The 26,298-nt window shown below is 72.1% G+C and carries 25 protein-coding genes; 16 read left to right on the top strand and 9 right to left on the bottom strand.

Annotated elements, in window-relative coordinates; all coding sequences use genetic code 11:
- Positions 1–7 precede the first annotated feature (7 nt).
- The gene (locus ACIGO6_RS13555; protein WP_399875171.1) at positions 8–1,231 is read left to right on the top strand and encodes a cytochrome P450; all 1,224 of its coding nucleotides are present in this window, start codon (positions 8–10) and stop codon (positions 1,229–1,231) included.
- 27 nt (positions 1,232–1,258) lie between these two features.
- Here ACIGO6_RS13555 and ACIGO6_RS13550 read toward each other — a convergent pair whose 3' ends face one another.
- Both ACIGO6_RS13550 and ACIGO6_RS13545 read right to left on the bottom strand, forming a co-directional pair.
- A complete protein-coding gene (locus ACIGO6_RS13550) occupies positions 1,259–2,884 on the bottom strand; it encodes an ABC transporter permease (RefSeq protein WP_399875170.1) in 1,626 nt (541 codons plus the stop codon).
- A complete protein-coding gene (locus ACIGO6_RS13545) occupies positions 2,881–3,792 on the bottom strand; it encodes an ATP-binding cassette domain-containing protein (protein WP_399875169.1) in 912 nt (303 codons plus the stop codon). The genes ACIGO6_RS13550 and ACIGO6_RS13545 overlap by 4 nt, the downstream gene beginning before the upstream one ends.
- A gap of 74 nt (positions 3,793–3,866) precedes the next feature.
- Between ACIGO6_RS13545 and ACIGO6_RS13540 the strand changes: the two genes are divergently transcribed.
- A complete protein-coding gene (locus ACIGO6_RS13540; RefSeq protein WP_399875167.1) occupies positions 3,867–4,376 on the top strand; it encodes a GbsR/MarR family transcriptional regulator in 510 nt (169 codons plus the stop codon).
- A 24-nt stretch (positions 4,377–4,400) separates the two neighbouring features.
- On the opposite strand, the gene ACIGO6_RS13535 is transcribed toward ACIGO6_RS13540, so the two are convergent.
- A complete protein-coding gene (locus tag ACIGO6_RS13535; protein WP_399875165.1) occupies positions 4,401–5,297 on the bottom strand; it encodes a diacylglycerol kinase family protein in 897 nt (298 codons plus the stop codon).
- A gap of 185 nt (positions 5,298–5,482) precedes the next feature.
- On the opposite strand from ACIGO6_RS13535, the gene ACIGO6_RS13530 reads away from it, so the two are divergent.
- The 4 genes from ACIGO6_RS13530 to ACIGO6_RS13515 all read left to right on the top strand — a co-directional run bounded on the left by ACIGO6_RS13530 (position 5,483) and on the right by ACIGO6_RS13515 (position 8,704).
- Positions 5,483–6,766 carry an adenylosuccinate synthase gene (locus tag ACIGO6_RS13530; protein ID WP_399875164.1) on the top strand — a complete coding sequence of 428 codons (1,284 nt, stop codon included), beginning with the start codon at positions 5,483–5,485 and terminating at the stop codon, positions 6,764–6,766.
- Positions 6,767–6,940: 174 nt separating this feature from the next.
- The gene (locus ACIGO6_RS13525; protein WP_399875162.1) at positions 6,941–7,426 is read left to right on the top strand and encodes a DUF3515 family protein; all 486 of its coding nucleotides are present in this window, start codon (positions 6,941–6,943) and stop codon (positions 7,424–7,426) included.
- A 67-nt stretch (positions 7,427–7,493) separates the two neighbouring features.
- Positions 7,494–7,694 carry a hypothetical protein gene (locus tag ACIGO6_RS13520; protein ID WP_399875161.1) on the top strand — a complete coding sequence of 67 codons (201 nt, stop codon included), beginning with the start codon at positions 7,494–7,496 and terminating at the stop codon, positions 7,692–7,694.
- A 185-nt stretch (positions 7,695–7,879) separates the two neighbouring features.
- The gene (locus tag ACIGO6_RS13515; protein ID WP_399875844.1) at positions 7,880–8,704 is read left to right on the top strand and encodes a sigma factor-like helix-turn-helix DNA-binding protein; all 825 of its coding nucleotides are present in this window, start codon (positions 7,880–7,882) and stop codon (positions 8,702–8,704) included.
- Between the two features lie 116 nt (positions 8,705–8,820).
- Here ACIGO6_RS13515 and ACIGO6_RS13510 read toward each other — a convergent pair whose 3' ends face one another.
- The 3 genes from ACIGO6_RS13510 to ACIGO6_RS13500 all read right to left on the bottom strand — a co-directional run bounded on the left by ACIGO6_RS13510 (position 8,821) and on the right by ACIGO6_RS13500 (position 11,820).
- Positions 8,821–9,471, bottom strand: a complete 651-nt coding sequence (locus tag ACIGO6_RS13510; RefSeq protein ID WP_399875160.1) for a hypothetical protein — start codon at positions 9,469–9,471, stop codon at positions 8,821–8,823.
- A gap of 179 nt (positions 9,472–9,650) precedes the next feature.
- Positions 9,651–10,349, bottom strand: coding sequence for a GntR family transcriptional regulator (locus tag ACIGO6_RS13505; protein WP_399875159.1), 699 nt, complete (start codon positions 10,347–10,349; stop codon positions 9,651–9,653).
- Between the two features lie 115 nt (positions 10,350–10,464).
- A complete protein-coding gene (locus ACIGO6_RS13500) occupies positions 10,465–11,820 on the bottom strand; it encodes an aspartate aminotransferase family protein (protein WP_399875157.1) in 1,356 nt (451 codons plus the stop codon).
- 167 nt (positions 11,821–11,987) lie between these two features.
- Here ACIGO6_RS13500 and ACIGO6_RS13495 point away from each other — a divergent pair, with 167 nt between their 5' ends.
- From ACIGO6_RS13495 to ACIGO6_RS13485, 3 genes are all read left to right on the top strand, one after another.
- Positions 11,988–12,611 carry a type 1 glutamine amidotransferase family protein gene (locus tag ACIGO6_RS13495; RefSeq protein WP_399875155.1) on the top strand — a complete coding sequence of 208 codons (624 nt, stop codon included), beginning with the start codon at positions 11,988–11,990 and terminating at the stop codon, positions 12,609–12,611.
- Positions 12,608–13,075 carry a MarR family winged helix-turn-helix transcriptional regulator gene (locus ACIGO6_RS13490; RefSeq protein WP_399875154.1) on the top strand — a complete coding sequence of 156 codons (468 nt, stop codon included), beginning with the start codon at positions 12,608–12,610 and terminating at the stop codon, positions 13,073–13,075. The genes ACIGO6_RS13495 and ACIGO6_RS13490 overlap by 4 nt, the downstream gene beginning before the upstream one ends.
- A gap of 87 nt (positions 13,076–13,162) precedes the next feature.
- A complete protein-coding gene (locus ACIGO6_RS13485; protein ID WP_399875152.1) occupies positions 13,163–14,989 on the top strand; it encodes a protein kinase in 1,827 nt (608 codons plus the stop codon).
- A gap of 254 nt (positions 14,990–15,243) precedes the next feature.
- On the opposite strand, the gene ACIGO6_RS13480 is transcribed toward ACIGO6_RS13485, so the two are convergent.
- Positions 15,244–15,996 (bottom strand): SLATT domain-containing protein, encoded by a 753-nt coding sequence (locus ACIGO6_RS13480; RefSeq protein WP_399875150.1) that lies wholly within the window; start codon positions 15,994–15,996, stop codon positions 15,244–15,246.
- Between the two features lie 278 nt (positions 15,997–16,274).
- On the opposite strand from ACIGO6_RS13480, the gene ACIGO6_RS13475 reads away from it, so the two are divergent.
- From ACIGO6_RS13475 to ACIGO6_RS13465, 3 genes are all read left to right on the top strand, one after another.
- On the top strand, positions 16,275–16,625 hold the full coding sequence (locus ACIGO6_RS13475; RefSeq protein ID WP_399875149.1) for a YbaB/EbfC family nucleoid-associated protein: 351 nt from the start codon (positions 16,275–16,277) through the stop codon (positions 16,623–16,625).
- Positions 16,626–16,698: 73 nt separating this feature from the next.
- Positions 16,699–17,298: a recombination mediator RecR gene (gene recR, locus ACIGO6_RS13470; RefSeq protein WP_087808111.1), complete on the top strand. Its 600-nt coding sequence runs from the start codon at positions 16,699–16,701 to the stop codon at positions 17,296–17,298.
- A complete protein-coding gene (locus tag ACIGO6_RS13465; RefSeq protein ID WP_399875147.1) occupies positions 17,291–17,950 on the top strand; it encodes a DUF5063 domain-containing protein in 660 nt (219 codons plus the stop codon). Before recR ends, ACIGO6_RS13465 begins: the two co-directional genes overlap by 8 nt.
- Positions 17,951–18,084: 134 nt before the next feature.
- On the opposite strand, the gene ACIGO6_RS13460 is transcribed toward ACIGO6_RS13465, so the two are convergent.
- Positions 18,085–20,280, bottom strand: coding sequence for an FG-GAP repeat domain-containing protein (locus ACIGO6_RS13460; protein ID WP_399875145.1), 2,196 nt, complete (start codon positions 20,278–20,280; stop codon positions 18,085–18,087).
- Positions 20,281–20,586: 306 nt separating this feature from the next.
- Here ACIGO6_RS13460 and ACIGO6_RS13455 point away from each other — a divergent pair, with 306 nt between their 5' ends.
- The 4 genes from ACIGO6_RS13455 (at position 20,587) to ACIGO6_RS13440 (ending at position 25,342) form a co-directional block, all read left to right on the top strand.
- On the top strand, positions 20,587–21,864 hold the full coding sequence (locus ACIGO6_RS13455; protein WP_399875143.1) for an aspartate kinase: 1,278 nt from the start codon (positions 20,587–20,589) through the stop codon (positions 21,862–21,864).
- Positions 21,864–22,940 (top strand): aspartate-semialdehyde dehydrogenase, encoded by a 1,077-nt coding sequence (locus tag ACIGO6_RS13450; protein ID WP_399875142.1) that lies wholly within the window; start codon positions 21,864–21,866, stop codon positions 22,938–22,940. Before ACIGO6_RS13455 ends, ACIGO6_RS13450 begins: the two co-directional genes overlap by 1 nt.
- Positions 22,941–23,429: 489 nt before the next feature.
- Complete coding sequence (locus tag ACIGO6_RS13445; protein WP_399875843.1) at positions 23,430–24,005, top strand: SigE family RNA polymerase sigma factor; 576 nt, start codon at positions 23,430–23,432, stop codon at positions 24,003–24,005.
- A 350-nt stretch (positions 24,006–24,355) separates the two neighbouring features.
- The gene (locus tag ACIGO6_RS13440) at positions 24,356–25,342 is read left to right on the top strand and encodes a hypothetical protein (protein ID WP_399875141.1); all 987 of its coding nucleotides are present in this window, start codon (positions 24,356–24,358) and stop codon (positions 25,340–25,342) included.
- Between the two features lie 73 nt (positions 25,343–25,415).
- Here ACIGO6_RS13440 and ACIGO6_RS13435 read toward each other — a convergent pair whose 3' ends face one another.
- Entirely contained in the window at positions 25,416–26,246 is an 831-nt protein-coding gene (locus tag ACIGO6_RS13435) for an SURF1 family protein (protein ID WP_399875139.1), read from the bottom strand.
- Positions 26,247–26,298 lie beyond the last annotated feature (52 nt).

Below are 26,298 nucleotides of genomic sequence, written 5' to 3'. Positions count from 1 at the left end.
TCCGTCCATGACGGCTGCATCCGACCTCGCGTTCGACCCGTGGGACCCGGCGTTCGTCGCCGACCCGTACCCCGTCTACGCCGAGCTGCGCGCCCGGGGCCGCGTGCACTACTACGAGCCGACGAACCAGTGGCTGGTCCCGCACCACGCGGACGTCTCGGCGCTGCTGCGGGACCGCCGCCTGGGCCGTACCTATCTGCACCGCTTCTCGCACGAGGAGTTCGGCCGCACCCCGCCCCCGCCGGAGCACGAGCCGTTCCACACCCTCAACGACCACGGGATGCTCGATCTGGAGCCGCCGGACCACACCCGCATCCGGCGCCTGGTGTCGAAGGCGTTCACCCCGCGGACGGTGGCGCGGCTGAAGCCGTACGTGGAGCAGTTGGCCGGTGAGCTGGTCGACGGCCTGGTGGAAGCGGGCGGCGGTGATCTGCTGCGGGACGTCGCCGAGCCGCTGCCGGTCGCGGTGATCGCCGAGATGCTGGGCATCCCGGAGGCGGACCGGGGGCCGCTCAGGCCGTGGTCGGCGGACATCTGCGGGATGTACGAGCTGAACCCGTCGCAGGAGGCGGCCAAGAAGGCGGTCCGCGCGTCGGTCGAGTTCTCGGACTACCTGCGCGGACTGATCGCGGCCCGCCGCAAGGACCCCGGCGACGACCTGATCTCGGGCCTGACCGCCGCCCACGACGAGGACGACGACCGCCTCACCGAGCAGGAGATGATCTCCACCTGCGTCCTGCTCCTGAACGCCGGCCACGAGGCGACGGTGAACTCCACGGCCAACGGCTGGTGGGCACTGTTCCGCAACCCCCAGCAGTTGGCGGCCCTGCGCGCGGACCACTCCCTCGTCCCCTCGGCGGTGGAGGAGCTGATGCGCTACGACACCCCGCTGCAGCTCTTCGAACGCTGGGTGCTGGACGAGATCGAGATCGACGGCACGGTGATCCCGCGCGGCGCGGAACTGGCCCTGCTCTTCGGCTCCGCCAACCACGACACCGCGGTCTTCACCGACCCCGCCCGCCTGGACCTCGCCCGCCGGGACAACCCCCACATCTCCTTCAGCGCCGGCATCCACTACTGCATCGGCGCCCCCCTGGCCCGCATCGAACTGGCGGCGTCGATGAGGGCGTTGCTCGACAAGGCCCCGAACCTCCGGCCGGCTCAGCAGCCGAAGCGCAAGCCGAACTTCGTGATCCGGGGCCTTGAAGGGCTGGCCGTGGAGGTGAGGTGAGAGGAGGTGAGGTGAGCGGCCGGGCACTCACGTCGTCATGTCGCGGCGTCGCAGACCCGCCAGCCCCGCGGCCACCAGCACCGCCGCGATCGCGCACAGCACCAGCACCGGCTCCCAGCTCATCTCCGCCCCCGGCACCTTCGGCAGGTGCCCGAAGGGGGAGAGGTCGAGGATCGCGGCGGGGACGTCCAGGGCCGGTCCCACCCACCCCAGCAGCAGGACCGCACCGGCCACACCCCAGGCCGCGCCCACCGCGGCCCGCGGCAGTACCCCGTGCAGCAGGACCGCCGCGCCGCCGATCACCCACACCGCCGGGACCTGCACCAGACACGCGCCCAGGATGCCGCCCACGTCCTTGCCGTAGCCGAGGGCGTATCCGGTACCGGCGAGCAGCATGATCCAGACCGCGCCGCCGAAGGCGATCGCGAGGTGGCCCCCGGCCCAGCGGAGCCGGCCGACCGCGCCCGCCAGCACGGGTTCGGCCCGGCCGGAGGTCTCCTCGCCGGTCAGGCGCAGCACCGACCCCACCACATACAGCGCGGCGATCAGCCCCAGCATCCCGACCATCGACGCCACGAACGCGTCCGTCAGGCCGGCCTGCCCGCCCATCCGCTCGATGATCTGCCGGGCCTGCTCGTTGTCACCGACGAGATCCGCCGCGCCCTCGGTCATCCCGCCGTAGACCACCCCGGCGAGGAAGAAGCCGATGCTCCACCCGAGGACGCTGCCCCGCTGCAGCCGCCAGGCCAGCGCGCCCGCCGTGTCCAGGCGTCCGGCGGCCGGTCCGGGCCGGGTCGGCAGGAAGCTCATGCCGAGATCGCGGCGCCCGGTCAGCTCGTAGGCCACCGCGCCCTGCACCAGCACCGCCCCGGCGATCAGCAGCAGCACCCACCACCGTTCGTCGGCGAACGCCCGCAGGTTCTCCAGCCAGCCCAGGGGCGACAGCCAGGTCAGGGGCGAGGAACCGTCGGCCGTCGCCGAGTCACCGGCCGCGCGCAGCACGAACGCCGCGCCCAGCACGCCCGCCGTCAGCCCCCGGGCCAGCCGTGCGCTCTCCGTCAGCTGGGCGACGATCGCCGCCATCGTCGCGAAGACCATCCCGACGCCCGCGACGCCGAGGGCGAGGGCGAGTGCTCCGGCCGCCCCCTGGCCGTAGAGACCCGCGGTCAGCAGCAGTGCCAGCAGCCCGTTGGCGACCGCCGCCGTCAGCAGGGCCGCCGTGAGCGAGGCCCGGCGTCCGACCATCCCGGACGCCACCAGCTCCTGGCGGCCGCTCTCCTCCTCGTCCCGGGTGTGGCGTACGACGATCAGGAGGCTCATCACGGCGGCGAGGGCGGCCGCGTACACCCCGGCCCGCCAGGCGGTGAGCGCGCCGAGGGAGTCGTCGAAGGCGGGGCCGACCATGGCGCGCAGCGAGGAGTTGGTCCCCATCTGCCGCATCAGGTCGGCCCGTTCGGCCGCCGTGCCGTACAGGCCCTCGAGGGTGCCCGGCATGGACAGCACCATCAGCGCGTTCACCGCGATCCACAGGGGGATCAGCACGCGGTCCCGGCGCAGGGCGAAGCGCAGCAGCGTGCCGGTGCCCGCGAGTTGGCGCGAGCCGACGGGGCGTGCGGCGAAGGCGGAGGCGGACGCAGAGGTCGTCGCGGTCATCGGGACACCGCCCCGGCCCCGGTCACGTCCTCCTGGTAGTGCCGCAGGAACAGCTCCTCCAGCGTCGGCGGCGTCGAGGTCAGCGACCGTACGCCCGACTCGCCGAGCGCCCGCAGTACGGCGTCCAGCTTGTCGGTGTCGACCTGGAGCCGGACCCGGTGTCCCTGTACGTCGAGGTCGTGGACGCCGGGCAGTGCGGCCAGCCCGTTCGGCGGGCCGGCGAGTTCGGCGCTCACGCTGGTGCGGGTCAGGTGGCGCAGCTCGGCGAGCGAACCGCTCTCCACGGTGCGCCCCTTGCGGATGATGCTGACCCGGTCGCACAGCTCCTCCACCTCGCTGAGGATGTGCGAGGACAGCAGCACCGTCCGCCCGCGCTCCCGTTCCTCGGCGACACAGCGCTGGAAGACCTCCTCCATCAGCGGGTCGAGCCCCGAGGTCGGCTCGTCGAGGATCAGCAGGTCGACGTCGGAGGCGAACGCGGCGACGAGGGCGACCTTCTGCCGGTTGCCCTTGGAGTAGGTGCGGCCCTTCTTGGTCGGGTCGAGCTCGAACCGCTCGATCAGTTCCGCCCGCCGCTCCCGGTCCAGTCCGCCGCGCAGCCGCCCGTAGAGGTCGATGACCTCGCCGCCGGAGAGGTTGCGCCACAGCGTCACGTCGCCGGGGACGTACGCGATCCGGCGGTGCACCTCCACGGCGTCCGACCACGGGTCACGGCCGAGGACCTGGGCGGCGCCCGAGTCGGCGCGCAGCAGGCCGAGCAGGACGCGGATGGTGGTGGACTTGCCGGCGCCGTTGGGGCCGAGGAAGCCGTGGACCTCACCGGTCTCGACCGCCAGGTCGAGCCCGTCCAGCGCGTGTGTCCGGCCGAACGACTTGTGGAGTCCGGAGACGCTGATTGCCTTCGTCATGGTTTGGAACGTACGCTTCTTTCAGAAATTTGTGAAGTTAAGAAAGCGTCAGGGTTGTGAGAGATGATCGGACGATGACGGAACCAGCCGAAGCGACCGGACCGGGACGCGACCCCGAGGCGGTGTCGAAGTTCGTCGAGGGCTTCGCCGCACAACTCGTCGAGGCCGGCATGCAGCGGATGCCGGCCCGGGTCTTCGCCGCGCTGCTGGCCTCCGACTCGGGCTCGCTCACCTCCGCCGAACTGGGCGAACAGCTCCAGGTCAGCCCCGCCGCCGTCTCCGGGGCGGTGCGCTACCTGTCCCAGCAGCACATGGTGTCGCGCGAGCGCGAACCCGGCTCACGCCGGGAGCGCTACCGGGTGCACAGCAACCAGTGGTACGAGGCGCTCACCAACCGCGAGGCCATCCTCAAGCGCTGGGAGTCGGCCCTGCGCGAGGGCGTCACCAGCCTCGGCGCGGACACCCCGGCGGGCCGCCGCATGGCGGAGACGCTCGCCTTCTTCGAGTTCGTCGACGAGGAGGTCGCCGCGATGATGGAGCGCTGGCGGGTGCATCGGGAGGAACGGTTCGGAAAGGCGCCCTGACCGGGCCCCGCCTCCACCGGCGCCCTACCCCACCGGCACCGTCAGCCCCCACGCCCCCTCCCGCACCACCCATGTCCGGGTCCCCACCGGACCCGACACCACCGCGTCCGCGCGATAGCGGAAGTGTGCGCCCGACACCGTCACCGAGCGCCCCTCCGCCAGCAGCGGCGACGCCTGCGCACCCATCCCCGCCGCCACCGGCCGCACCTCCACCCGGGCCGTCCCGCAGGCACCGGGGACGACCGACACCGCCTCCACCGGCTCATGCAGATCGACCAGCGTCTCCCCGTCGACCTCCACCCGCAGCCGCGCGGGCCCCGCCTCCGGAGCGGAGGCCGTCCGCCCCGACCGTGCCGGCGCCAGCGTCCGGACCAGGGACTGGTACGTCCGCAGCCACGGCCGCCCCCGCACCATCCCCAACCCCATCCCCGGCCCCGCTCCCGCTTCCGCCCCGGCCCCCGCCCGCTCCGCCCCGACCGGCGGGATCCGCAGCGCGCCGAGCACCACCCCGTCGCTGTCGTCCACCAGCAGATCCAGCCGCCGCTCGGCCCCCTCCAGCACCGCCCGCGCCGCCGCCACCGCCCCCGTGGGCACCCCCAGCGACCGGGCCAGCGACAGCGCACCCCCCACCGGCACCAGTGACAGCGCGCACCCCGTCAGCTCCCGCTGCCGGTGCAGCAGCGCCACCGCGCGGACCAGGGCCCGGTCGTCACCGACCACCACCGGCCGCCGCGAGCCCCGCCGCCGCAGCGCCCGCGCGAACTCCTCCGGACCGTCCGGCAGACACACCTTGGTGCTGGCCGCACCCGCGCTGAGCACGTCTTTCGCGATGCGCACGGACTCGCCGTCCCTGCGCCGGGCGACCGGATCGATGACCACCAGGAGCTGATCGGACGTCGCGGAAGTCGCCACCTCGGCCATGCCTCGCTTCCTCGGGTAGCATCTTTGTGCAAGAGCCCCTTGCGCTATTGCGCCAGGGGCTTCGTCTATTCCGGGGCACCCGGTCCGACGGTTGGCGGCCAACGACGGTCGCGGTGTACGTGGCGGAAATCCACCGCATACGCCCTCGACCATGGACATGCCCCGCCCGGAAGGGGTGTACGCGCGTGCCCGCACTTGTGCTGCTCGGTGCTCAGTGGGGTGACGAAGGCAAGGGAAAGGCGACGGACCTGCTCGGTGGTTCCGTCGACTATGTGGTGCGCTACCAGGGCGGCAACAACGCCGGCCACACGGTAGTCGTGGGCGACCAGAAGTACGCCCTCCACCTGCTCCCTTCCGGAATCCTGTCTCCCGGCTGTACGCCGGTCATCGGTAACGGCGTCGTCGTCGACCCGTCGGTCCTGTTCTCCGAGCTGAGCGGGCTGAACGAGCGAGGCGTCGACACGTCCAAGCTCCTGATCAGCGGAAACGCGCACATCATCACGCCGTACAACGTGACCGTCGACAAGGTGACGGAACGCTTCCTCGGCAAGCGCAAGATCGGCACCACCGGTCGCGGCATCGGCCCGACCTACGCCGACAAGATCAACCGCGTCGGCATCCGCGTCCAGGACCTCTACGACGAGTCGATCCTCACCCAGAAGGTCGAAGCGGCGCTGGACGTCAAGAACCAGATGCTCACCAAGCTCTACAACCGCCGCGCGATCGCCACCGGCCAGGTCGTCGAGGAGCTGCTGGGCTACGCGGACAAGCTCGCGCCGTACGTCGCCGACACCGTCCTGGTCCTCAACCAGGCCCTCGACGACGACAAGGTGGTCCTCTTCGAGGGCGGCCAGGGCACGCTCCTGGACATCGACCACGGCACGTACCCCTTCGTCACCTCGTCGAACCCGACCGCGGGCGGCGCCTGCACCGGCGCCGGCGTGGGCCCGACGAAGATCAGCCGGGTCATCGGCATCCTCAAGGCGTACACGACCCGCGTCGGCGCCGGCCCGTTCCCGACCGAGCTCTTCGACGAGGACGGCGAGGCCCTGCGCCGCATCGGCGGCGAGCGCGGCGTCACCACCGGCCGCGACCGGCGCTGCGGCTGGTTCGACGCGGTGATCGCCCGCTACGCCACCCGCGTCAACGGCCTCACCGACTTCTTCCTCACCAAGCTCGACGTCCTCACCGGCTGGGAGCAGATCCCGGTCTGCGTGGCGTACGAGATCGACGGCAAGCGCGTCGAGGAGCTGCCCTACTCGCAGTCCGACTTCCACCACGCGAAGCCGGTCTACGAGATGCTGCCCGGCTGGAGCGAGGACATCACCAAGGCGAAGTCCTTCTCCGACCTGCCGAAGAACGCCCAGGCGTACGTCAAGGCGCTGGAGGAGATGTCCGGCGCCCCGATCTCCGCGATCGGCGTGGGCCCGGGCCGGACCGAGACGATCGAGATCAACTCGTTCCTCTAGGCACCGCGGAAGCACGGACGGACGCAGCCGGACACACCCGGACGGCCGGGGCCCCGAGCGGGGTCCCGGCCGTCCGCGTACGCCGGGCGGATACGCTGGCCGATGCCGGCAGAACCAGCAGAACCGGCACAACCGGCACTCATCGGCAAACGGACAGCGCGGAGCGAGCGGAACATGCGGATCGGTATCCGGACGTGGATCTGGCTGACCGTGGCGGTGGTCGCCGTGGCCGGCGCGCTGTTCTACGTCGACAGCCACCGTGTCTCCGCCGCCCCGCACGCGGACGACGCCAAGTGCGACAAGGTCGTCGACCGCCTGCCGGACGACATACCCGGCGCCTCGCGCGACTGGGCCCTCGGCGACGGTGTCGCCTCCTGGGGCGGTCAGGCCGCGGTGTTCCGCTGCGGCGCCGAGGAACTGATGCCGAACATCAACCTGTGCGTCACGGCCGACGGCGTCGACTGGGTCCTGGACGAGGAACGGCTGAAGCGCGACGGCGTGAGCGTCCTGCGGACGTACGGCCGCTCACCGGCCGTGGAGTTCACGTACACCGGCCCGCGCGCGGACGTGGGCGGAATCCTCACCGAGCTGAACCCTGCCGTGCAGTGGATCCCCCAGAAGCGCAAGTGCGTCGGCCTGGACGACGCAGACATCGTCTGACGGCCCGCGCTGCCGTTCGGCCGCCCTCGCCGGGCGCCGGTGCGAGGCCTGGTGTCGGATCGAGGACATGACCGACCGTGACCGCGCCGCTTCCTGCCAGGGCCCGTACGGTGTCGAGACCGGCCCCGGGGCTTGCGGCGACCCGGCCCGCTTCGAGGTCGCCCGGTACCGGCGGACACCGCTGCGGGTGTGCCCCGTCCATCTGGGGCCGTCCCTGCTGCTGGCCGACGGGGTGCTGTGGCCGCCGGAGATCTCGCTGATCCGGTGAGGGACCGCCCGTGAGCGTGCGTCCGCCGGGGTGGTTCACTTGGGGGACGTGGCCCGGGGGGTGGCCCAGGGGCCGAGGACGCGGAGGGAAGCCGTACGGTGCCCGGACGATCCGATGGCCGTGACGACGTGGTGGCACTGCGGTTCGAGCAGGACCGGCCCCGGCTGCGGGCGGTCGCGTACCGGATGCTCGGCTCGCTCGGCGAGGCCGACGACGCCCTCCAGGACGCCTGGCTGCGCGCCGACCGCGCGGACACCGCCGAGGTGGAGAACCCCTCCGGCTGGCTCACCACGGTCGTGGCCCGGGTCTGCCTCAACATGCTCCGCGCCCGCGACACGCGCCGCGAGGAGCCGCTGGACGACTCGACCGGCACGGGGCCGGTCGCCGTCGCCCCCCTGTCCGGCAGCCGCGGCGCCGATCCCGCGGAGGAGGCACAGCTCGCCGACGCCGTCGGCATCGCGCTGCTGATCGTCCTGGACACCCTGGGTCCCGCGGAGCGGCTCGCGTTCGTCCTGCACGACATGTTCGACGTGCCCTTCGACGACATCGCCGCGATGCTCGACAAGACCCCCGCGGCCACCCGCCAGCTGGCCAGCCGTGCCCGCCGCCGTGTGCGGGGCGTCCCCGCGCCCCACGCCGACCTGCCGCGCCGACGCCGCGCGGTCGACGCGTATCTGGCGGCCACGCGCGGCGGTGACTTCGACGCGCTGGTCTCGCTGCTCCACCCGGACGTCGTCCTGCACGCGGACGCGGCGGTCGTCCCGACGCCCGAGCCCTTCTCCGTCACCGGTGTGGAGCGGGTGGCCGGGGGAGCGATGGCCTCGGCGGGCCGTGCCCTGTCCACCGCCGCCGTCCTGGTCGACGGCGGGGTGGGCCTGGCGATGGCCGAGCACGGCCGACTGCGTGTGGTGCTCCGCTTCACCTTCGCGGACGACGGTCTCATCACCGCCATCGACGTGATCGCGGAGCCGGAACGCCTGAACGACCTGGACATCACCGGCATAGGCTGAGGCCGTACGCGCCGCGTCGGCAGAAGAAGGTGAGTGCGATGCGCGTGCTGCCCGGCCCCCGGCCCTCAGCCGAAGCCGCCCCTCAGCCGAAGCCGCCCCTCAGCCGGAGCCGCCCCTCAGCTGAAGACGATCATCGACCCCTGCGCCAGACTCCGTGTGGCCGCCGCGTGCAGGCCGAGCCAGACGTGCCGCTCGCGGGCGAAGGGGCTGGGATCGTACGGCGCGGGTACGGCCGGTTCCTCCAGCTCCGTGGGGGAGAGCGGCGGTTGCGGCGGGGCCGGGGGGTTGGCCGGATCGATGCCGAGGGCGGGGGCGACGGCCTCCAGCTCGCGCAGCAGGGTGTGCGAGGAGCCCAAGGGGCCGCCTCCCGCGAGGAGTTCGTCGTCGGAGAGCGGGTGCGGGAAGTCGACCGGGACGTACGCCCCGGCGTGGTCGTAGTGCCAGACCAGGTGCGACTGCTGGGCCGTCGACTCGAACATCTCCAGCAACTGCTCGTAGTCACCGCCGAGTTCGTCCACCGGCGTCACCGGCAGCCCGCACACCTGGAGCAGGTACGCCCGGCGCAGGAAGTGCAGCGCGTCGTAGTCGAAACCGGCCACCGGGGCGACCTCACCCGTCAGTCCCGGCATGTACTGGTACACCGGTACCGGCGGCAGCCCGGCCTCGGCGAGCACCTTGTCGTATTGCGCGAGTTCCTCGGCGAACGGGTTGTCCGGCGTGTGGCACAAGACGTCGACGAGCGGTACCAGCCACAGGTCACAGGCCAAAAGAGGGCTCCTCACACAACACGGTGGTCAGGACACGGTGGTCAGGGCAGCGTAGTCGCTGCGTACTCGGTGCGCGGTTCGTGCAGGTCCCATACCCATCTGGGGCCGGGCCACGACACATCAGGCGTTGGTCATCCGCCGTCGCGATCCGGTCGCTGGTCCGGTCGCTGGTCCGGTCGTCACTCGGTGATCCGCTCGATCAGGGCGAGGGAGTGGGCGTTGTACGCGTCGACGAGCGAGCGCGCGGCCGCGACGTCGCGGCGGGCGAGGGCGTCGACCAGTTCGGTGTGCCCGCACCACAGCTCGCCGCGCAGGTCGCTGAGCCGGCGCAGGTGCTGCACCGTGCACACCCAGCTCTGTACGCGCAGCCGGTGCAGGAAGTCGGAGAGGTAGGGGTTGCCGAACAGGGCGGCCAACTCACGCCAGTACCGCAGGTCGTAGCCGATCAGGACGGTCAGGTCCCCGGCCGACGCGGCGCGCTGTGCCTCCTCGCCGCGCCGCCGGACCCCGGCGAGGGCGGCGGCGATCCGGGGGTCGTCGGGGTCCGGCCCGCCCCGGCGGTCGTCGGCGAGGACGAGGAACATCCCGTCGGTGACGAGGCCCCGGGCCTCGATCATGCCGCGGAAGTCGTCGACCGAGTACTCGTGCACGCGGAAGCCGCGGTGGTGGTCGGCGTCGAGGAGCCCCTGCGCGGACAGGTCGACCAGCGCCTCGCGCACGGGCGTCGCGGACACCCCGTACTGCTCGGCGATCTCCTTGACGGTGAACTCCTGCCCGGGCTGGAGCCGCCCGGCCAGCACCTCGTCGCGGAGCGCGTCGGCGATCTGCCGCCGCAGGGTGCTGCGCGTCACGGCACCGGTGCCGCTGGGGCCGGGCATGGTCGGGCGGTCTCCTTGTCGCGTCAAGGTGCGTGCTGTCCACGTGCACGGACGTGTGTACGAGCACGCACCTTACGCGGTGCGGCCGCGGGACCGGCTCCCGTCGGCCGCGGCCTTACTCGGTGTACTCGTCCGCCACGGACAGTGCCGTGTCCAGTGCCGCCAGGCCCTCCTTCAGCTCCGTCTCGGAGATGTTGCACGGCGGCACCACATGGGTCCGGTTCATGTTCACGAACGGCCACACGCCGTGCGCCTTCGCGGAGGCGGCGAACGCGGCCATCGGCGTGTTGTCCTGCCCGGTCGCGTTGTACGGCACCAGCGGCTCCCGGGTCTCCCGGTTCTTCACCAGCTCCAGCGCCCAGAACATGCCGACCCCGCGCACGTCGCCCACGCTCGGGTGCCGTTCGGCCAGCTCCCGCAGCGCGGGCGCGACGACCTCGGCCCCGAGCCGCGCCGCGTGCTCGACGACGCCCTCCTCCTCCATCACGTTGATGGTGGCGACGGCGGCGGCGCAGGCCAGCGGGTGCCCGGAGTAGGTCAGCCCGCCCGGGTAGGGCCGCTCGGCGAACGTGGCGGCGATCCTCTCGGAGATGGCGACACCGCCCAGCGGCACGTACCCCGAGTTCACGCCCTTGGCGAAGGTCATCAGGTCGGGCACGACGTCGTACAGACCCGCCGCGAACCACGAGCCGGTCCGCCCGAACCCGGCCATCACCTCGTCCAGGACGAAGACGATCCCGTACTTGTCGCAGATCTCGCGGACCCCGGCCAGGTAGCCGGCCGGCGGCAGCATGATCCCGGCCGTGCCCGGAACGGTCTCCAGGATGATCGCGGCGACGGTCCCGGGACCCTCGAAGGCGATCGTCGTCTCCAGGTGCTCCAGCGCCCGCGCGCACTCCTGCTCCTCCGTCTCGGCGTAGAAGCGCGAGCGGTACAGGAAGGGCGCCCAGAAGTGCACGACCCCGGCCTGGCCGCTGTCCGAGGCCCAGCGGCGCGGGTCACCGGTGAGGTTGACCGCCTGCTGGGTGCCGCCGTGGTACGAGCGGTACGCCGACAGCACCTTCGGCCGCCCGGTGTGCAGCCGCGCCATGCGCACGGCGTGCTCCACGGCGTCCGCGCCGCCGTTGGTGAAGAAGATCTTGTCCAGGTCGCCGGGCGTCCGCTCGGCGATCAGCCGTGCCGCCTCCGAGCGCGCCTCGACGGCGAACGCGGGCGCGAAGGTCGTCATCCTCGCGGCCTGCTCCTGGATCGCGGCGACGACCTTGGGGTGCTGGTAGCCGATGTTGGTGTAGACGAGGCCGCTGGCGAGGTCGAGGTAGCGCTTCCCTTCGTAGTCCCAGAAGTACGACCCCTCGGCGCCGGCGACGGCGAGCGGGTCGATGAGCTCCTGCGCGGACCAGGAGTGGAAGACGTGCGCACGGTCCGCGGCCTTCACGGCGGCGCCGGCCTGGGGGTTGGGCTGAGGGGTCATGCGGCCGAGGGTAGATGTCCGCGATGCGGAAGCGGAATCGGCGTCCTGTCTGTGGACGGGGACTTTCCACGACAGATTGTCGACGGGGCGAGAGCGGTCGAGCATATTGACAGCATGCAGTCTAACTGTCAGCATGCTGTCATACGCTTTCGGGTTCAGGAGGAGCCATGACCGGCAGTACCAGCAGCACCCGCAAGCCCGTCCACCTCGCCGTGTACGACACCCTGGCGGACTGGGAGACCGGCCACGCCACCGCCCACCTGGCCCGCGCCGGGTACGAGATCCGCACCGTCGGCCCGGCCACCGCTCCGGTCCGGAGCATCGGCGGCCTGCGCATCCAGCCCGACCTGGCGCTCGCCGACCTGCGCCCCGAGGACAGCGCGCTCCTGATCCTCCCGGGCGCCGACCTGTGGGACGCATCGGACGACCTCGCCCCCTTCGCCCGCACCGCCCGCGCCTTCCTGGACGCCGACGTGCCCGTCGCCGCCATCTGCGGCGCCACCGCCGGACTGGCCCGGGAGGGCCTGCTCGACGACCGCGCCCACACCAGCGCCGTCTCCTTCTACCTGGCGGCCACCGGTTACGCGGGCGGCGCGCGGTACGTCGAGGCCGACGCGGTCACCGACCGCGGCCTGATCACCGCCGGTCCCACCGAGCCGGTCGCCTTCGCCCGCGAGATCCTCGGCCTGCTCGGGGCGTACGAGGGCGAGGTGCTGGACGCCTGGTACCGGCTGTTCCACGACTCCGACCCGGAGGCCTACGCCGTGCTGGAGAAGGCGGGCGTCGCGTGAGCGACCGGGAGCGGCAGGACCTGCTCAGCCGCGGCGCGCTCGGGGTCTTCCGGCTCAACGGCCAGTTCCTCGCGGTCGCCGAGGAGCTGGCCCGCCCCGCCGGGCTGACGGCCGCCTGGTGGCAGGTGCTCGGCGCGGTCCTGCGCGACCCGCTGCCCGTCTCCGGCGTCGCCCGCGCCATGGGCATCACCCGGCAGAGCGTGCAGCGCATCGCCGACCTGCTGGTGGAGCGCGGCCTCGCCGAGTACCGGCCCAACCCGGCCCACCGCCGCGCCAAGCTCCTCGCGCCGACCGAGGCGGGCCGCGCGGCCGTCTCCCGCATCGACCCCGGGCACGCCGCCTTCGCCGACCGGCTGGCCGAGGCGTACGGCTCGGAGGCGGAGCTGGCCGACGCGGTCCGGGCGCTCGAACGGTTGTCGCAGGTGCTGGGCGAGCTCGGCGGCCCGCCTGTTACGGAACCGTAGACAACTCCGGGTAACCGGACGGCCACCCCGCATCTATCCTCGGTCTGTTGCCCACGTGGGTTCACGTGCGGGGGAAGGCGGCGCGACATGGAGAAGCTCGGGGGCGGGGACCCGCAGCGCATCGGTGCCTACCGGCTGCTGGGGCGGCTCGGGGCGGGCGGTATGGGCCACGTCTATCTGGCCAGGTCGGACCGCGGACGCACGGTCGCCGTCAAGCTGGTGCGCGAGGAGCTGGCGGCGCTGGAGGAGTTCCGGGAGCGGTTCCGGCAGGAGGTCGCGTCCGCGCGGCGGGTCGGCGGGTACTGGACCGCACCCGTGCTGGACGCCGACACCGAGGCCGCCGTCCCATGGGTCGCCACCGGGTACGTCGCCGGCCCCAGCCTCCAGCAGGTCGTGGGGCACGACCACGGCGCCCTTCCGGAGCGCTCCGTCCGCACCCTGGCGGCCGGGCTCGCCCACGCGCTCCAGGACATCCACGCCGCCGGGATCATCCACCGCGACCTCAAGCCGTCCAACGTCCTCGTCACCATCGACGGCCCCCGGGTCATCGACTTCGGCATCGCGCGGGCCCTGCAGACGGTCACCGACGGCGGACTCACCCGCACCGGCGCGCTCGTCGGCTCGCCCGGCTTCATGGCGCCCGAGCAGGTGCGCGGCGACCGGATCACGCCGGCCTGCGACGTCTTCTGCCTCGGTTCGGTCCTCGCCTACGCCGCCACCGGCGCACTGCCCTTCGGCACCGCCAACAGCGGCGTGCACGCCCTGATGTTCCGCATCGCGCAGGAGGAACCCGACCTGTCCGGCGTCCCCGAGGGCATCGCCGACCTGGTCCGCGACTGCCTGAAGAAGGACCCGGCGGCCCGCCCCACCCTCGACGCCGTCCTGGAGCGCACGGGCGCCCAGGACACGGTCGCCGAGGGCCGCTCCCGGGACCCGTGGCTGCCCAGCGCGCTGGTGGCCCAGCTCGGCCGGCACGCGGTACGGCTGCTCGACACGGAGAACCCGGAGACGCCGGGCGCAACGGCAGCACCGGGAGTCGTGGCACCGGGGACCGCAGCGCCGGCCGAGGGGCCAGCACCTACCCCGCCCCCGAGCGGGGAACCGGACGGCCCACCGCCCCCGCGCGATCCGGGCAGCGGCGGCCCGCTGAACCACCTCCCCACCCTGGTCGCCGGCCAGACCCCTCCGACGCCCCCACCCGCCTACGGCCACCCGCCCCCGCACCAGCCCCCCGCCCACGGGTACGCCCCGCCCGGACATCACCCGTACGGCCTCGGTTCGACCCCGCCCTACGGCCCCCCGCCGTACGGCCCGCCGCAGGACCCGTCACGAAGAGGCCGCTCCACCGCGCTGCTGATCGCGGTCGCCCTGGTCGTCGCGCTGGGCGCCGGAGGCTCGGTCTACGCCCTGATGAGCGGGGACGACGACGGCAACCGGGCCGACGGCGACCCCACGCACACCACGACGGCCGCCGCGTCCCACAGCCCGGGCCCCTCGACGGACGGCACGGCCCCGACCACCGACGCCGGCCTGCCGACCACCGACACGCCCACCACCCAGGACGGCACGATCCCGACGGCGTACGTGGGCACATGGGCCACGACCATCGACAACGCCTCCGGAGTCCACACCCGGCAGCTGACCATCCAGCAGGGCGAGGTGGGCGACACGGTCCTGACCCTCGTGGCCGACGGCCCGGCGGGCAACGGCACCTACCACTGCGTCTTCCAGGCCGGCCTGACCAGCGCACCGGGACCCGACGGCCCCCTCCACCTGGGCCCGTCCACAGTGACGACCGGTCCGTCCACCTCCTGCACCCCGGGCGACCCGACGGTGGTCACCCTCCTGCCGAACGGCACCCTGGACCGCACCAACACCAGCAACGGCGAGAGGCTGACCTACCGACGTCAGTAGCCGCCCGGCGGCACGCACCGCCGCCCGGTCGCACCGGTCCGGCGGGAGAGGAACAGCGGAAGGCCGCTGCCACGGGCAACCGCGTCCCGTCCGCCGTCACCGCCGGCACGCACACCCGCGAGGCGCTGCGGATACTGCGGCGCAGCGCCGGCAACGCGGCGGCCTCCCGTGTGATCGGGCAGCAGCGGCGTGCCCACGGTGCCGGCTGCGGAACCCTTGAGGGCGGATCGCACCCGTTCTCGCCGCGACGTCCGTCACCGAGGCTCCGGCGGCCGCTGCCGGGGCATGTTCGGCCGGGGCCCGTTCGACGACACCGAGAACCGTCCCGGCCCTCCTGCCCCGGCCTCCGGGCGTCCCCCCGCGGAGGCTCCCGCCTGCGGTCCCAGCGGCATGGCTCCGGTCCGGAAGTCCACCATCCAGTCCGTCGTCTCCGCCCGTACCAGCTCCGTCACGTCCTCCGAGAACCGCCGCAGCACCGTCAGACACCGCTCGGCCGCCTCACTCGCCGTCCCGTCCGCCGGCCCCAGCACCTCCCGGACGCTCTCCGACGCCCAGTCGAACTGGAGCGCCTGGAGCCGCCGCTGCACCGCCTGCGCCGTCGCCACGTCCCTCATCCACCCAGACGTGACGCCGAAGTACCGGTCCCCGGCCACGCACGCCACCCCGAGCAGCAGCGCCAGATACCCCCAGGGGGCGATCCCGCCCGCCACCCCGGCCATGTCCAGCAGTGGCAGCGCGGCCCCGGCGACCGCCCCCGCCGCTGCTCCGCCGCGCAGCAGTCGCGCACCCCGCCGCTTCCACACCCGGTCCGCCAGATACCAGGCGGCCGTTTCCAGCGCGCCCCGCTCCACCCACCGGTACAGCTCGTCCAGCCGCTCGGCGGGCAGGGCCCAGTCGCCGAGCGGGAACGCCCGCCCGGTCAGGTCGCCCGGCCTCAGCCCGGCCGCCCCCTCAACGCTGCGCCCGTCGTACGGCGGCCCCTCGGGCTGCATCTCCGGCTGACCCACCCGGCACTCCCTACTGATCACCGTCCGTGAAGACCCCAGCGCGATCACGAGAGCGATGACGAGAGCGATCACGTGACGCCTGAGGTTGACGTGCCGAACCCTTCCTACCGCCCAATGGGTGGCGAAGACCCGGGTTTGAACTCTTTTCCGCCCGGAAGGGTGTGTTGATCAGGTATAGGGCTCGCCGCAACATCACTCGAAAGAGTGCTGGGGCGAGGGCCGCCCGGACCACGTAGGCTCGTGCCGAACGGGAAAACCCGTAGCGATAGGAGCTGAACGTGATCCCCGGTGGTGGCCAGCCCAACATGCAGCAGCTGCTTCAGCAGGCCCAGAAGATGCAGCAGGATCTCGCCCGGGCCCAGGAGGAGCTGGCGAGGACCGAGGTCGACGGCCAGGCGGGCGGCGGCCTGGTGAAGGCCACGGTCACCGGCTCCGGCGAGCTCCGCGCCCTGCGGATCGACCCCAAGGCGGTGGACCCGGAGGACACCGAGACCCTCGCCGACCTGATCGTGGCCGCGGTCCAGGCGGCCAACGAGAACGCGCAGAACCTCCAGCAGCAGAAGCTCGGCCCCCTCGCCCAGGGCCTGGGCGGCGGCGGTGGCATGAACATCCCCGGCCTGCCTTTCTGAGTCCGCCTTTCTCAGACCGGCAGAAGCCCTCTACCGTACGTAGTGCACGAACCTCAGGAAGGACGGCAGTCCGTTGTACGAAGGCGTGGTCCAGGACCTCATCGACGAACTCGGGCGGCTGCCCGGCGTCGGTCCCAAGAGCGCGCAGCGGATCGCCTTCCACATCCTCCAGGCGGAACCGACCGACGTACGGCGCCTCGCCCAGGCCCTCATGGAAGTGAAGGCCAAGGTCCGCTTCTGCGCGACCTGTGGGAACGTCGCGCAGGAGGAGCAGTGCAACATCTGCCGCGACCCGCGCCGCGATCCTTCCGTCATCTGCGTGGTGGAGGAACCGAAGGACGTCGTCGCCATCGAGCGCACCCGTGAGTTCCGCGGCCGGTACCACGTGCTCGGCGGCGCGATCAGCCCGATCGACGGAGTCGGACCCGACGACCTCCGTATCCGTGAACTGCTCGCCCGCCTCGCGGACGGCACCGTCACGGAACTGATCCTGGCCACGGACCCGAATCTGGAGGGCGAGGCCACGGCCACGTACCTCGCCCGCATGATCAAGCCCATGGGCCTCAAGGTCACCCGCCTGGCCAGCGGCCTCCCGGTGGGCGGCGACCTGGAATACGCGGACGAGGTGACCCTCGGCCGCGCCTTCGAGGGGAGACGACTCCTAGATGTCTGACGCCACGCTGCACGCGACCAACCAGAACCCCGACGACTTCGCGGTCCAGATCGCGGACCAGATCGAGAGCTTCCTGGTGGCCGTCACGGAGGTCGCCAAGGGCGACGAACCGGACTCGGCGGTCCCCTTCCTCCTCCTGGAGGTCTCCCAGCTCATGCTGGCCGGCGGCCGCCTCGGCGCCCACGAGGACATCGTCCCCGACGACCGTTACGAGCCCGACCCGGGCCCGGAGCTGGACGTGGACGACCTCCGCGAGAACCTGGCCCGCCTCCTCGAGCCGATCGACGTCTACTCCGAGGTCTTCGACCCGTACGAGCCCCGCAAGGCCCCCGTACCGGCCCGCATCTCCGACGACCTCACCGACGTCATCACCGACCTCCGCCACGGCATGGCCCACTACAAGGCGGGCCGCACCACGGAGGCCCTGTGGTGGTGGCAGTTCTCCTACTTCTCCAACTGGGGCTCCACGGCCTCCGCGACCCTGCGCGCCCTCCAGTCGGTCGTCGCCCACGTCCGCCTGAACCAGCCCCTGGAGGAGCTCGACGGCCTCGACACCGACCAGGACCTCGGCGACGACACCCTGGAAACGGAGGCCGGCAAGGTCATGGTGGAGGAGATCGCGGGCCCGCTGGGGCTGCGCCCGGTCACGTGACACGGTCCGTTCCAGCGAGCTGGGGGCGGGGGGTGTTGCGAAAAGACGTGAACAGATGGCGAGGGATTGTCATTCTGGCGCTCGGATGAGCGCCGTGAGGCCCGGGATCGATCCCCGGGCCGGACCGTGACGGGTCAGGAAATCGACGTGAGGTCTCCCTGCGCCGGAAACAGCGTGGAGACCTCGCGGGCGGCGAAGGGCGTGCGCCAGTTGCCGGTGCCCGCGTAGAAGTACCTCACGCCGTCGCCGTAGGCGAACAGGTCGGGGCGCCCGTCGTGGTTGGCGTCGCCGATGCCGACGGTCTCCAGGTACGCGTTCCAGCCGCCGCCGATGCGTGCGCGGGTGGCGAAGGTGCCGTCGCCCTTGCCGAGGTGGAGCCAGAGGACGCCGGCCTTGTCGCGGGCGATCAGGTCACCGCCCGCGGCCCCGCCGATGTCACCGGTCGCGGTGAGCTGGTTGTAGATGTCCCAGCCTCCACCGACCTGGGTGCGCTGGTCGAAGGGGGCCCGCCAGTTGCCGGTGCCCTTGTAGAGCCACAGGACGCCACTCTTGTCGGTGGCCAGGAGGTCGGCCTTGCCGTCGTTCGTGACGTCGCTGCCGGCGGCGATCTTGTTGTAGACGTCCCAGCCGCCGCCGATGCGTGCGCGGGTGGCGAAGGTGCCGTCGCCCTTGCCGAGGTAGAGCCAGAGGACGCCGTTCTTGTCGCGGGCGACCAGGTCGCCGGTCGGGGCGCCGCCGAGGTCGGCGGCCGCTTCGATCCGGTCGTAGACGTTCCAGCCACCACCCACGAGGGCGGTGCCGGTGCTCGTATGGTCGAGTACGCCTTCGGGGGAGAAGTGTGAGTCCTCGCGCCACAGGTAGCCCGAGGAGTCGCGCGCCAGAAGATCCGGGCTGCCGTTGTCGTTGAAGTCGTGCGGGGCGGCTCCACGGACCACCTGGAAGGTGCCGGTCCGGGTCAGCGTCGGACCGAGGCCGTTGAGCGGCCGGGCCTGGATCTCCCACGTGTAGTCGCCGTTGTAGGCGCTCAGGGTCCCTCGGTCGAGGTCGCCCGCCCAGTAGATGGAGAACCGCCGTGACTCCGGGTGCACCACGGTGTACTCGGCGGTCTTACCGGTGCGTACGTGCCGCAGAGTCACCTTGAGTTCGGCGTTGCCCCGCGTAAGGTTCCACCTCATGGGCGCCGGAGTGTCGTAGCTGGGCTCGGAAACCGGGTAGACCTGGTGCCAGGTGAGGGCGAGCGCGGTCGGCTCGCCGGTGCTCGCAACGGGCATAGCGGTCGGGGCGGTGCCGCCGGGGCCGGGGGCGAAGCGGTAGATCCCTTCGCCCTGTGCGACCGTACCGCCGCGGACGTAGAGAGCGCCGGAAGGAGACACGTAGGCCGAGACGACGTGGTCCAGGAGCTTGGCGGTCGCTCCGTCCTTGAGGTTGTAGGCGGTGAGGGCGTGCAGCGGATCCACCGTGTCGGCGGTGAGGCCGCCCTTCTTGCCGTAGGTCAGGTAGTCGTCCTGGAGGCCGATCTCGTAGTCCGAGGGTGAGGCGTCACCCACCGGGACTCGTCGGGTCTCGCCGGTACCGCGGGCTCGGACCACCACACTGGTCCGTCCACCGTCGCGCTCGACCCAGGCGACATGGGTCGGGGAGAGAGCGACGTCGCCGTTCTCGGCGGTCGCGTCCCAGAGGTCGGGCTCCGTCACGGTTCCGGTGGTGACGTCCATCAGGCCCAGATGCCGGTCCGAGGCGCCGGTCGTATACCTGACCAGAGCGTCCGTTGACGAGCTGTTCGTGACGCTGTAGTTGCGCGCGCCGTCCGGGAGACCGGCCACCGCTACCGTCGCGCCGTCCGCGGTGTGCATCCACAGTTCGGAACCGGCCGGCACGTCCCTGTTCGTGGTGAAGACGGCCTCGCCCACGGCGCCCGCGTAGTCGACACCGTCGGCCGGTCGGGGGACGGTGAACACGGACCGGTCGGTGGCGAGGTCCCGCACTTCGATCTCGTCGGCGCCGAGCAGCGCGACCAGGTCTCCCCGCCCGGTGGACAGTACGGGGTCGTGACCCAGCTTGATCAGAGCCCCGTCCGAGGCCCGCACCCAGGATTTGTTGCTCAGAGACCCGTCCCTGACCAGGTAGCCGGACGCGGTGACGCCGACGAGCTCCTGATCGGCCGGAAACGGAGCAACGGGCTCGGACGCCACCTGGAGCGTCGTCGTGGAGTCCGGCGCCGGAGACGCGGCCCTCGCGGGACCGGTCGCGCAGATCAGACCGGCGGTGACGGCGAGAGCAGCGGATACGGCAGTCGCGAGCCGTCGTCCGGACGGACGTACGTGAGACAAGGCGGCGGTCCTCCCCAAGGCGTGGCGCACCGCGCGCCACGGCTGTCAGACTCACCACCGGCCCCAAGGGTTGTACGTTCAACCACCCGTCTTCCCACGTGGCGGGAGGCCACTTGTGAACGTGTGACACACCGCACTTTCCCGAGTGACCCGCGCCCTCCTGGGCATGAGCCACCCCGAGCGACGGGCGCCCGGAAGTCTCACCATGCGATACCGCAGGGGGGAAATCCGGACGCTCGGTAAAATGAGCCGACCGCAGTACATATACGTACGTGCGGAAAGAGACGGATTGAGCGAGGAGCGCACGTGGGCCTTGTCGTGCAGAAGTACGGAGGCTCCTCCGTAGCCGATGCCGAGGGCATCAAGCGCGTCGCCAAGCGGATCGTGGAAGCGAAGAAGAACGGCAACCAGGTGGTCGCCGTAGTTTCCGCGATGGGCGACACGACGGACGAGCTGATCGATCTCGCCGAGCAGGTTTCCCCGATCCCTGCCGGGCGCGAGCTCGACATGCTGCTGACCGCCGGAGAGCGTATCTCCATGGCCCTGCTGGCCATGGCGATCAAGAACCTGGGCCACGAGGCCCAGTCGTTCACCGGTAGCCAGGCAGGTGTCATCACCGACTCGGTCCACAACAAAGCCCGGATCATCGACGTGACGCCGGGCCGCATCCGCACCTCGGTGGACGAGGGCAACATCGCCATCGTGGCCGGCTTCCAGGGCGTCAGCCAGGACAGCAAGGACATCACCACCCTGGGGCGTGGCGGTTCCGACACCACGGCCGTCGCCCTCGCCGCCGCGCTCGACGCGGACGTCTGTGAGATCTACACGGACGTCGACGGCGTGTTCACCGCCGACCCGCGCGTGGTGAGCAAGGCGAAGAAGATCGACTGGATCTCCTTCGAGGACATGCTGGAGCTCGCGGCCTCCGGTTCCAAGGTGCTCCTCCACCGCTGTGTGGAGTACGCCCGCCGGTACAACATCCCGATCCACGTCCGGTCCAGCTTCAGCGGACTGCAGGGTACGTGGGTCAGCAGCGAGCCGATCAAGCAAGGGGAAAAGCACGTGGAGCAGGCCATGATCTCCGGTGTCGCGCACGACACCTCCGAGGCCAAGGTCACCGTCGTCGGTGTGCCGGACAAGCCGGGCGAGGCGGCCGCGATCTTCCGGGCGATCGCCGACGCCCAGGTCAACATCGACATGGTCGTGCAGAACGTGTCCGCCGCCTCCACCGGGCTGACGGACATCTCCTTCACCCTCCCCAAGAGCGAGGGCCGCAAGGCCATCGACGCGCTGGAGAAGAACCGCTCCGGCATCGGCTTCGACTCGCTGCGCTACGACGACCAGATCGGCAAGATCTCGCTGGTCGGTGCCGGGATGAAGACCAACCCGGGTGTCACCGCCGACTTCTTCACCGCGCTCTCCGACGCCGGGGTGAACATCGAGCTCATCTCGACCTCCGAGATCCGCATCTCGGTCGTCACCCGCAAGGACGACGTGAACGAGGCCGTGCGCGCCGTGCACACCGCCTTCGGGCTCGACTCCGACAGCGACGAGGCCGTCGTCTACGGAGGCACCGGGCGCTGATGTCCGGCACCCAGGGCGTCGGGCGCACCGGGCGGCCGACGCTGGCCGTCGTGGGAGCGACCGGCGCCGTCGGCTCGGTCATGCTCCAGATCCTGTCCCAGCACGCGGACGTCTGGGGCGACATCCGCCTGATCGCCTCGCCGCGCTCGGCCGGCCGCAAGCTGGCCGTCCGCGGCGAGGAGGTCGAGGTCGTCGAGCTCACCGAGGAGGCCTTCGACGGGGTCGACGTCGCCATGTTCGACGTACCCGACGAGGTCTCCGCGCAGTGGGCGCCCGTCGCCGCCGCCAAGGGCGTGGTGGTGGTCGACAACTCCGGCGCGTTCCGGATGGACCCGGACGTACCGCTCGTCGTGCCCGAGGTCAATCCGCACGCCGTGCGGATGCGGCCGCGCGGGATCGTCGCCAACCCCAACTGCACGACGCTGTCCATGATCGTGGCGCTGGGCGCGCTGCACGCCGAGTTCGGGCTGCGTGAGCTGGTCGTCTCCTCGTACCAGGCGGTGAGCGGGGCCGGGCGGGACGGCGTGGAGACGCTGCGCCGGCAGCTGTCCCTGGTCGCCGGGACCGAGCTGGGGACGCACCCCGGTGACGTACGGCGGGCCGTCGGCGACGACACCGGGCCGTTCCCGGAGCCGGTCGCGCTGAACGTCGTACCGTGGGCCGGTTCGCTGCGCGAGGACGGCTGGTCGTCGGAGGAGATGAAGGTGCGGGACGAGTCCCGCAAGATCCTCGGGCTGCCACAGCTGCCGGTGGCGGTGACGTGTGTGCGGGTGCCCGTGGTCACCACGCACTCGCTGACCGTGCACGCCCGTTTCGAGGGCGAGGTGACGGTCGACCGGGCGCGGGAGATCCTGGCCACCGCGCCCGGCGTCGTCCTCTTCGACAACCCGGCCGCGGGGGAGTTCCCGACCCCTGCCGACGTGGTCGGCACCGACCCGACCTGGGTGGGCCGGGTGCGGCGGGCGCTGGACGACCCCACGGCGCTCGAACTCTTCGTCTGCGGGGACAACCTGCGCAAGGGCGCCGCACTGAACACCGCGCAGATCGCGGAGCTGGTGGCGGCCGAGTTCGGATGACCCCGGGCCACCCCTTCGGGCCGGTGGAACGGAAACACCCTGGCCGCTGTGGGGTTCCTTTGTAAGATCCGTGCACGACATGTGATCCGGATGTTGATCCGGGCCACTTGTACCGGGCGCCTGTGGCATCAGAGGATTTCCTCCCCGCCCTCCGCAACCGTGCGGAGAGCGGGGAGCGTCTTTGCGGTCACCCATTCAGGGCGCAGGGCGCGGGTCGGCGTGGGGGACGCCGATGAACGGGCGTGGTGACGCCTGTTCATATGGGACATAGGGGAAGAGCGGGACGATGAGGGCCTATGACGCACCGTCGGTCGGGTGCCCACCCGGCGGACGCGGGAACGTGACGCCCGGCACGTACAACCCTCACGGGGGTCGACGTGTCCAACTGGCGTGGCAGAGGTACTCGAATTCACCGCAGCGACGCGCGGCACCGTTCTGCGGCCGCCTGTCCGGCCCGTCCGTCCCCGTGTGGCCGGCCCGGCCGGTGGCATGCCGGTGATCGCGCCCATGCCCGCAGCGCGGCCGGCCCGCATATCGAACCAGCGCGACGGAGCGGACGACGTCGTGGCGGCGGGCACCACCGTCGACCACCTCACCGAGACCTACCGGGCCCACTACCGGTCGCTGCTCGGACTCGCCGCCCTGCTCCTCGACGACACGGCCTCCTGCGAGGACGTCGTCCAGGAGGCGTTCATCCGCGTCCACTCGGCGCGCAAACGGGTCCGTGACCCGGAGAAGACCCTGGCGTACCTGCGCCAGACCGTCGTCAATCTCTCGCGCTCGGCACTGCGCCGCCGCATCCTCGGCCTCAAGCTGCTCTCCAAGCCCATGCCGGACATGGCGAGCGCGGAGGAGGGTGCCTACGATCAGTTGGAGCGCGACTCCCTGATCAAGGCCATGAAGGGGCTGCAGCGCCGTCAGCGCGAGGTCCTGGTCCTGCGGTACTTCGCCGACATGACCGAGGCCCAGGTCGCCGAGACGCTCGGCATATCCCTGGGTTCGGTCAAGGCGTACGGGTCGCGCGGTATCGCGGCGCTCAGGGTGGCCATGGAGGAGCCGGCATGAGCGACGACGCCGACGACGCGCGGCGCGAGGCCGCGACAGGGCCGGACGGGCAAAGGCAGCCGAAGCACACGCACGCTGGGAACGGATCTGTGAACCACGGCCCCGCCGACCAGGGCCCCGACACTCAGGGCCCCGATAACGAAGGGTCCCACCCTCACGGCCCCGACGGGCTCGGCTCCGAGGGGCTCGGTCCCGACGAGCCCGGCCCTGGAGCTCGGGGCTCCGACGGGCCCGGTCCCGGTACGGAGGGATCCGTCGATCAAGGGCTCCGCGCTGGGGGGCCCGAGGGACTCGGTCCCGGTGCTCACGCTCCCGGTGGGCTCGGGGTCGACGAGTTGGCGTTGCGGAGGATGTTGCAGCAGGCCGTTCAGGACGTGGAGCCGAGGGACGGCACCCTGGACCACCTGCGCCGCGCGGTGCCCGCCCGGCGGGCCCGTAAGCGCCAGGCCGTCGTCGGCATGGCGGCCGCAGCCCTCTTCTTCGGCACCGCGATCCCGGCCCTCGTGCATGTCTCCAACTCCACCGGCCCGGGTGCCGACCCGTCCGTCGCCGGACACGCCTCGCAGGCCCAGGGCGGCGCTTCCCAGGGCAAGGACCCGGCCGGCGGCCAGAGCGGCATCGCCGGCTCCGCGGGCGAGACCGAGGGCAAGGACAAGACGGACCCCTCGGAGAAGCCCAAGGACGAGGAGAGCGGCGCCGTGACCGGCTCGGACCCCGGCGCCGACCCCTCCACCAGCGCCGCCGCCGACATCCCCGTCTGCACGGCGGAGCAGCTCGGCCCGGCCGTCGCCAGCAGCGCCGCGCCCGACTCCACGGGCGTGGTCTACGGCGCCTTCAGCGTCACCAACGTCTCCTCGGACAGCTGCACCGTCGTCGGCCCCGGCAGTGTGGTCGCCGGCCCGCAGGGAGCGGCGGACGCCACCAAGATCGGCACGGCTCGGCACGCGGCCGGGGACGCCGCGGCCGGACTGCCCGACCCGTCCCTGGAGGCCACCTCACTGACCGTGGCGCCGGGCTCCGGGTACGCGGTGCAGTTCGCCTGGGTGCCCTCGGAGACCTGTCCCACCACCGGCGACACCACGGGAGGCAGTACCGGCGGGCCCTCGCCCGACCCCTCGCCCACCGAGGAGACCACCGCCGCCGCGGGCGGCACCACCACGGGCGGCGGCGACGCCGGCCCCACGACCCAGCTGGTCACCGAGGACGCTCCTGCCGACGGCAGCGTGTCGGTGACGTACACCCCGGAGGGCGGCTCGGGCTCGGCGACGGTCACGGTGTCCAACGCGTGTGCGGGGACCGTGTACTGGACGGGCGTGCTGGCGGGGTCGGGTACGTAGCACCCGCCCGCCCGCCGGCTCGGCGCGGCGCCGAGCGGCGCGTCCGGCGTCCGCCCGCCCGTCCGCCCGTGCGTCAGACGCCGGACGGGCTGGTGCTGCGGTCGGACTTCCGCTCGGCGGCCCCGTCCTCGGCGTCCTGCGCGTCCTCCTGGACCAGCCCCAGCTCCGCGTCCCGGGCGAGTTCGACCTCGCGGCGCAGCAGCCGGAACCACATGAAGATCACGAAGCCCACGAAGGCGAACCACTCGGCGGTGTAGCCGAGGTTCTGGAACGCCTTCAGGTCCAGCCCCGTGTTCTGCGGGGCGCTCACGGGCACGGCCCGCATCCCGGAGTCGCCCTCGTTGAGCGTGACCCACGCGTCGTAGACGTCGTACGGCACCAGGTTCAGCAGCGTGGCCGCGCTGATCGCGCCGGTCTGCCCGTCCGGCCAGCCGGTGCGGCCGCTGACGCCGTTGCTGCCGACCGACTCGGCGGCCTGGAGCGCTCCGGAGACGGTGACCTCGCCGGTGGGCGGGGCCGGGGCCTTCGCCGGGTCGGGTTCGCCGGGCAGCCAGCCCCGTACGACGGGCAGCGCCTTGCCGGCGTCGGTGCGCAGCAGGGTGAGGACGTAGTAGCCGGACCGGCCGTCCAGCTTCCGTTCCGGAACGAGCAGCTGGTCGTCGTACCGGCCGCTCACGGTGGTCTGCTTGCCGACGGTCGCCTTGTCGACGGGCAGTAGGTCGGCCAGCGGGCGGGCCGCCTCCTGGCGGTCGGACGCGTTCTGCGTCGTCGCGGTCTCGTGGTCCTGGATCCGGTCCTCGAACCGGCCCAGCTGCCACGAACCCATGAAGATGCAGAAGGGGATGGCCAGGACGACGAAGACGTTGATCCCCCACCATCGGGGCGTCAGCAGAAACCGGTACACGCCCCCACGGTACGGGGCGCGCCCCCGCGGCCCGGCCGCGGGGCTGTGGAAA

Origin of the sequence: Streptomyces sp. NPDC053750 (assembly GCF_044544295.1) — a bacterium.
Lineage (GTDB): Bacteria > Actinomycetota > Actinomycetes > Streptomycetales > Streptomycetaceae > Streptomyces.
The sequence above is the reverse complement of the archived record's forward strand: the minus strand, read 5'-3'. Positions and strand labels throughout refer to the sequence as shown.

Coding starts and splice junctions, on each gene's coding strand:
- ACIGO6_RS13525 (WP_399875162.1), top strand. CDS start 6,941: ATGCGGATCGGTATCCGGACGTGGATCTGGCTGACCGTGGCGGTGGTC.
- ACIGO6_RS13555 (WP_399875171.1), top strand. CDS start 8: ATGACGGCTGCATCCGACCTCGCGTTCGACCCGTGGGACCCGGCGTTC.
- ACIGO6_RS13520 (WP_399875161.1), top strand. CDS start 7,494: ATGACCGACCGTGACCGCGCCGCTTCCTGCCAGGGCCCGTACGGTGTC.
- ACIGO6_RS13545 (WP_399875169.1), bottom strand. CDS start 3,792: ATGACGAAGGCAATCAGCGTCTCCGGACTCCACAAGTCGTTCGGCCGG.
- ACIGO6_RS13465 (WP_399875147.1), top strand. CDS start 17,291: ATGTCTGACGCCACGCTGCACGCGACCAACCAGAACCCCGACGACTTC.
- ACIGO6_RS13440 (WP_399875141.1), top strand. CDS start 24,356: ATGTTGCAGCAGGCCGTTCAGGACGTGGAGCCGAGGGACGGCACCCTG.
- ACIGO6_RS13550 (WP_399875170.1), bottom strand. CDS start 2,884: ATGACCGCGACGACCTCTGCGTCCGCCTCCGCCTTCGCCGCACGCCCC.
- ACIGO6_RS13500 (WP_399875157.1), bottom strand. CDS start 11,820: ATGACCCCTCAGCCCAACCCCCAGGCCGGCGCCGCCGTGAAGGCCGCG.
- ACIGO6_RS13495 (WP_399875155.1), top strand. CDS start 11,988: ATGACCGGCAGTACCAGCAGCACCCGCAAGCCCGTCCACCTCGCCGTG.
- ACIGO6_RS13535 (WP_399875165.1), bottom strand. CDS start 5,297: ATGGCCGAGGTGGCGACTTCCGCGACGTCCGATCAGCTCCTGGTGGTC.
- ACIGO6_RS13485 (WP_399875152.1), top strand. CDS start 13,163: ATGGAGAAGCTCGGGGGCGGGGACCCGCAGCGCATCGGTGCCTACCGG.
- ACIGO6_RS13450 (WP_399875142.1), top strand. CDS start 21,864: ATGTCCGGCACCCAGGGCGTCGGGCGCACCGGGCGGCCGACGCTGGCC.
- ACIGO6_RS13515 (WP_399875844.1), top strand. CDS start 7,880: ATGCTCGGCTCGCTCGGCGAGGCCGACGACGCCCTCCAGGACGCCTGG.
- ACIGO6_RS13445 (WP_399875843.1), top strand. CDS start 23,430: ATGCCGGTGATCGCGCCCATGCCCGCAGCGCGGCCGGCCCGCATATCG.
- ACIGO6_RS13505 (WP_399875159.1), bottom strand. CDS start 10,349: ATGCCCGGCCCCAGCGGCACCGGTGCCGTGACGCGCAGCACCCTGCGG.
- ACIGO6_RS13540 (WP_399875167.1), top strand. CDS start 3,867: ATGACGGAACCAGCCGAAGCGACCGGACCGGGACGCGACCCCGAGGCG.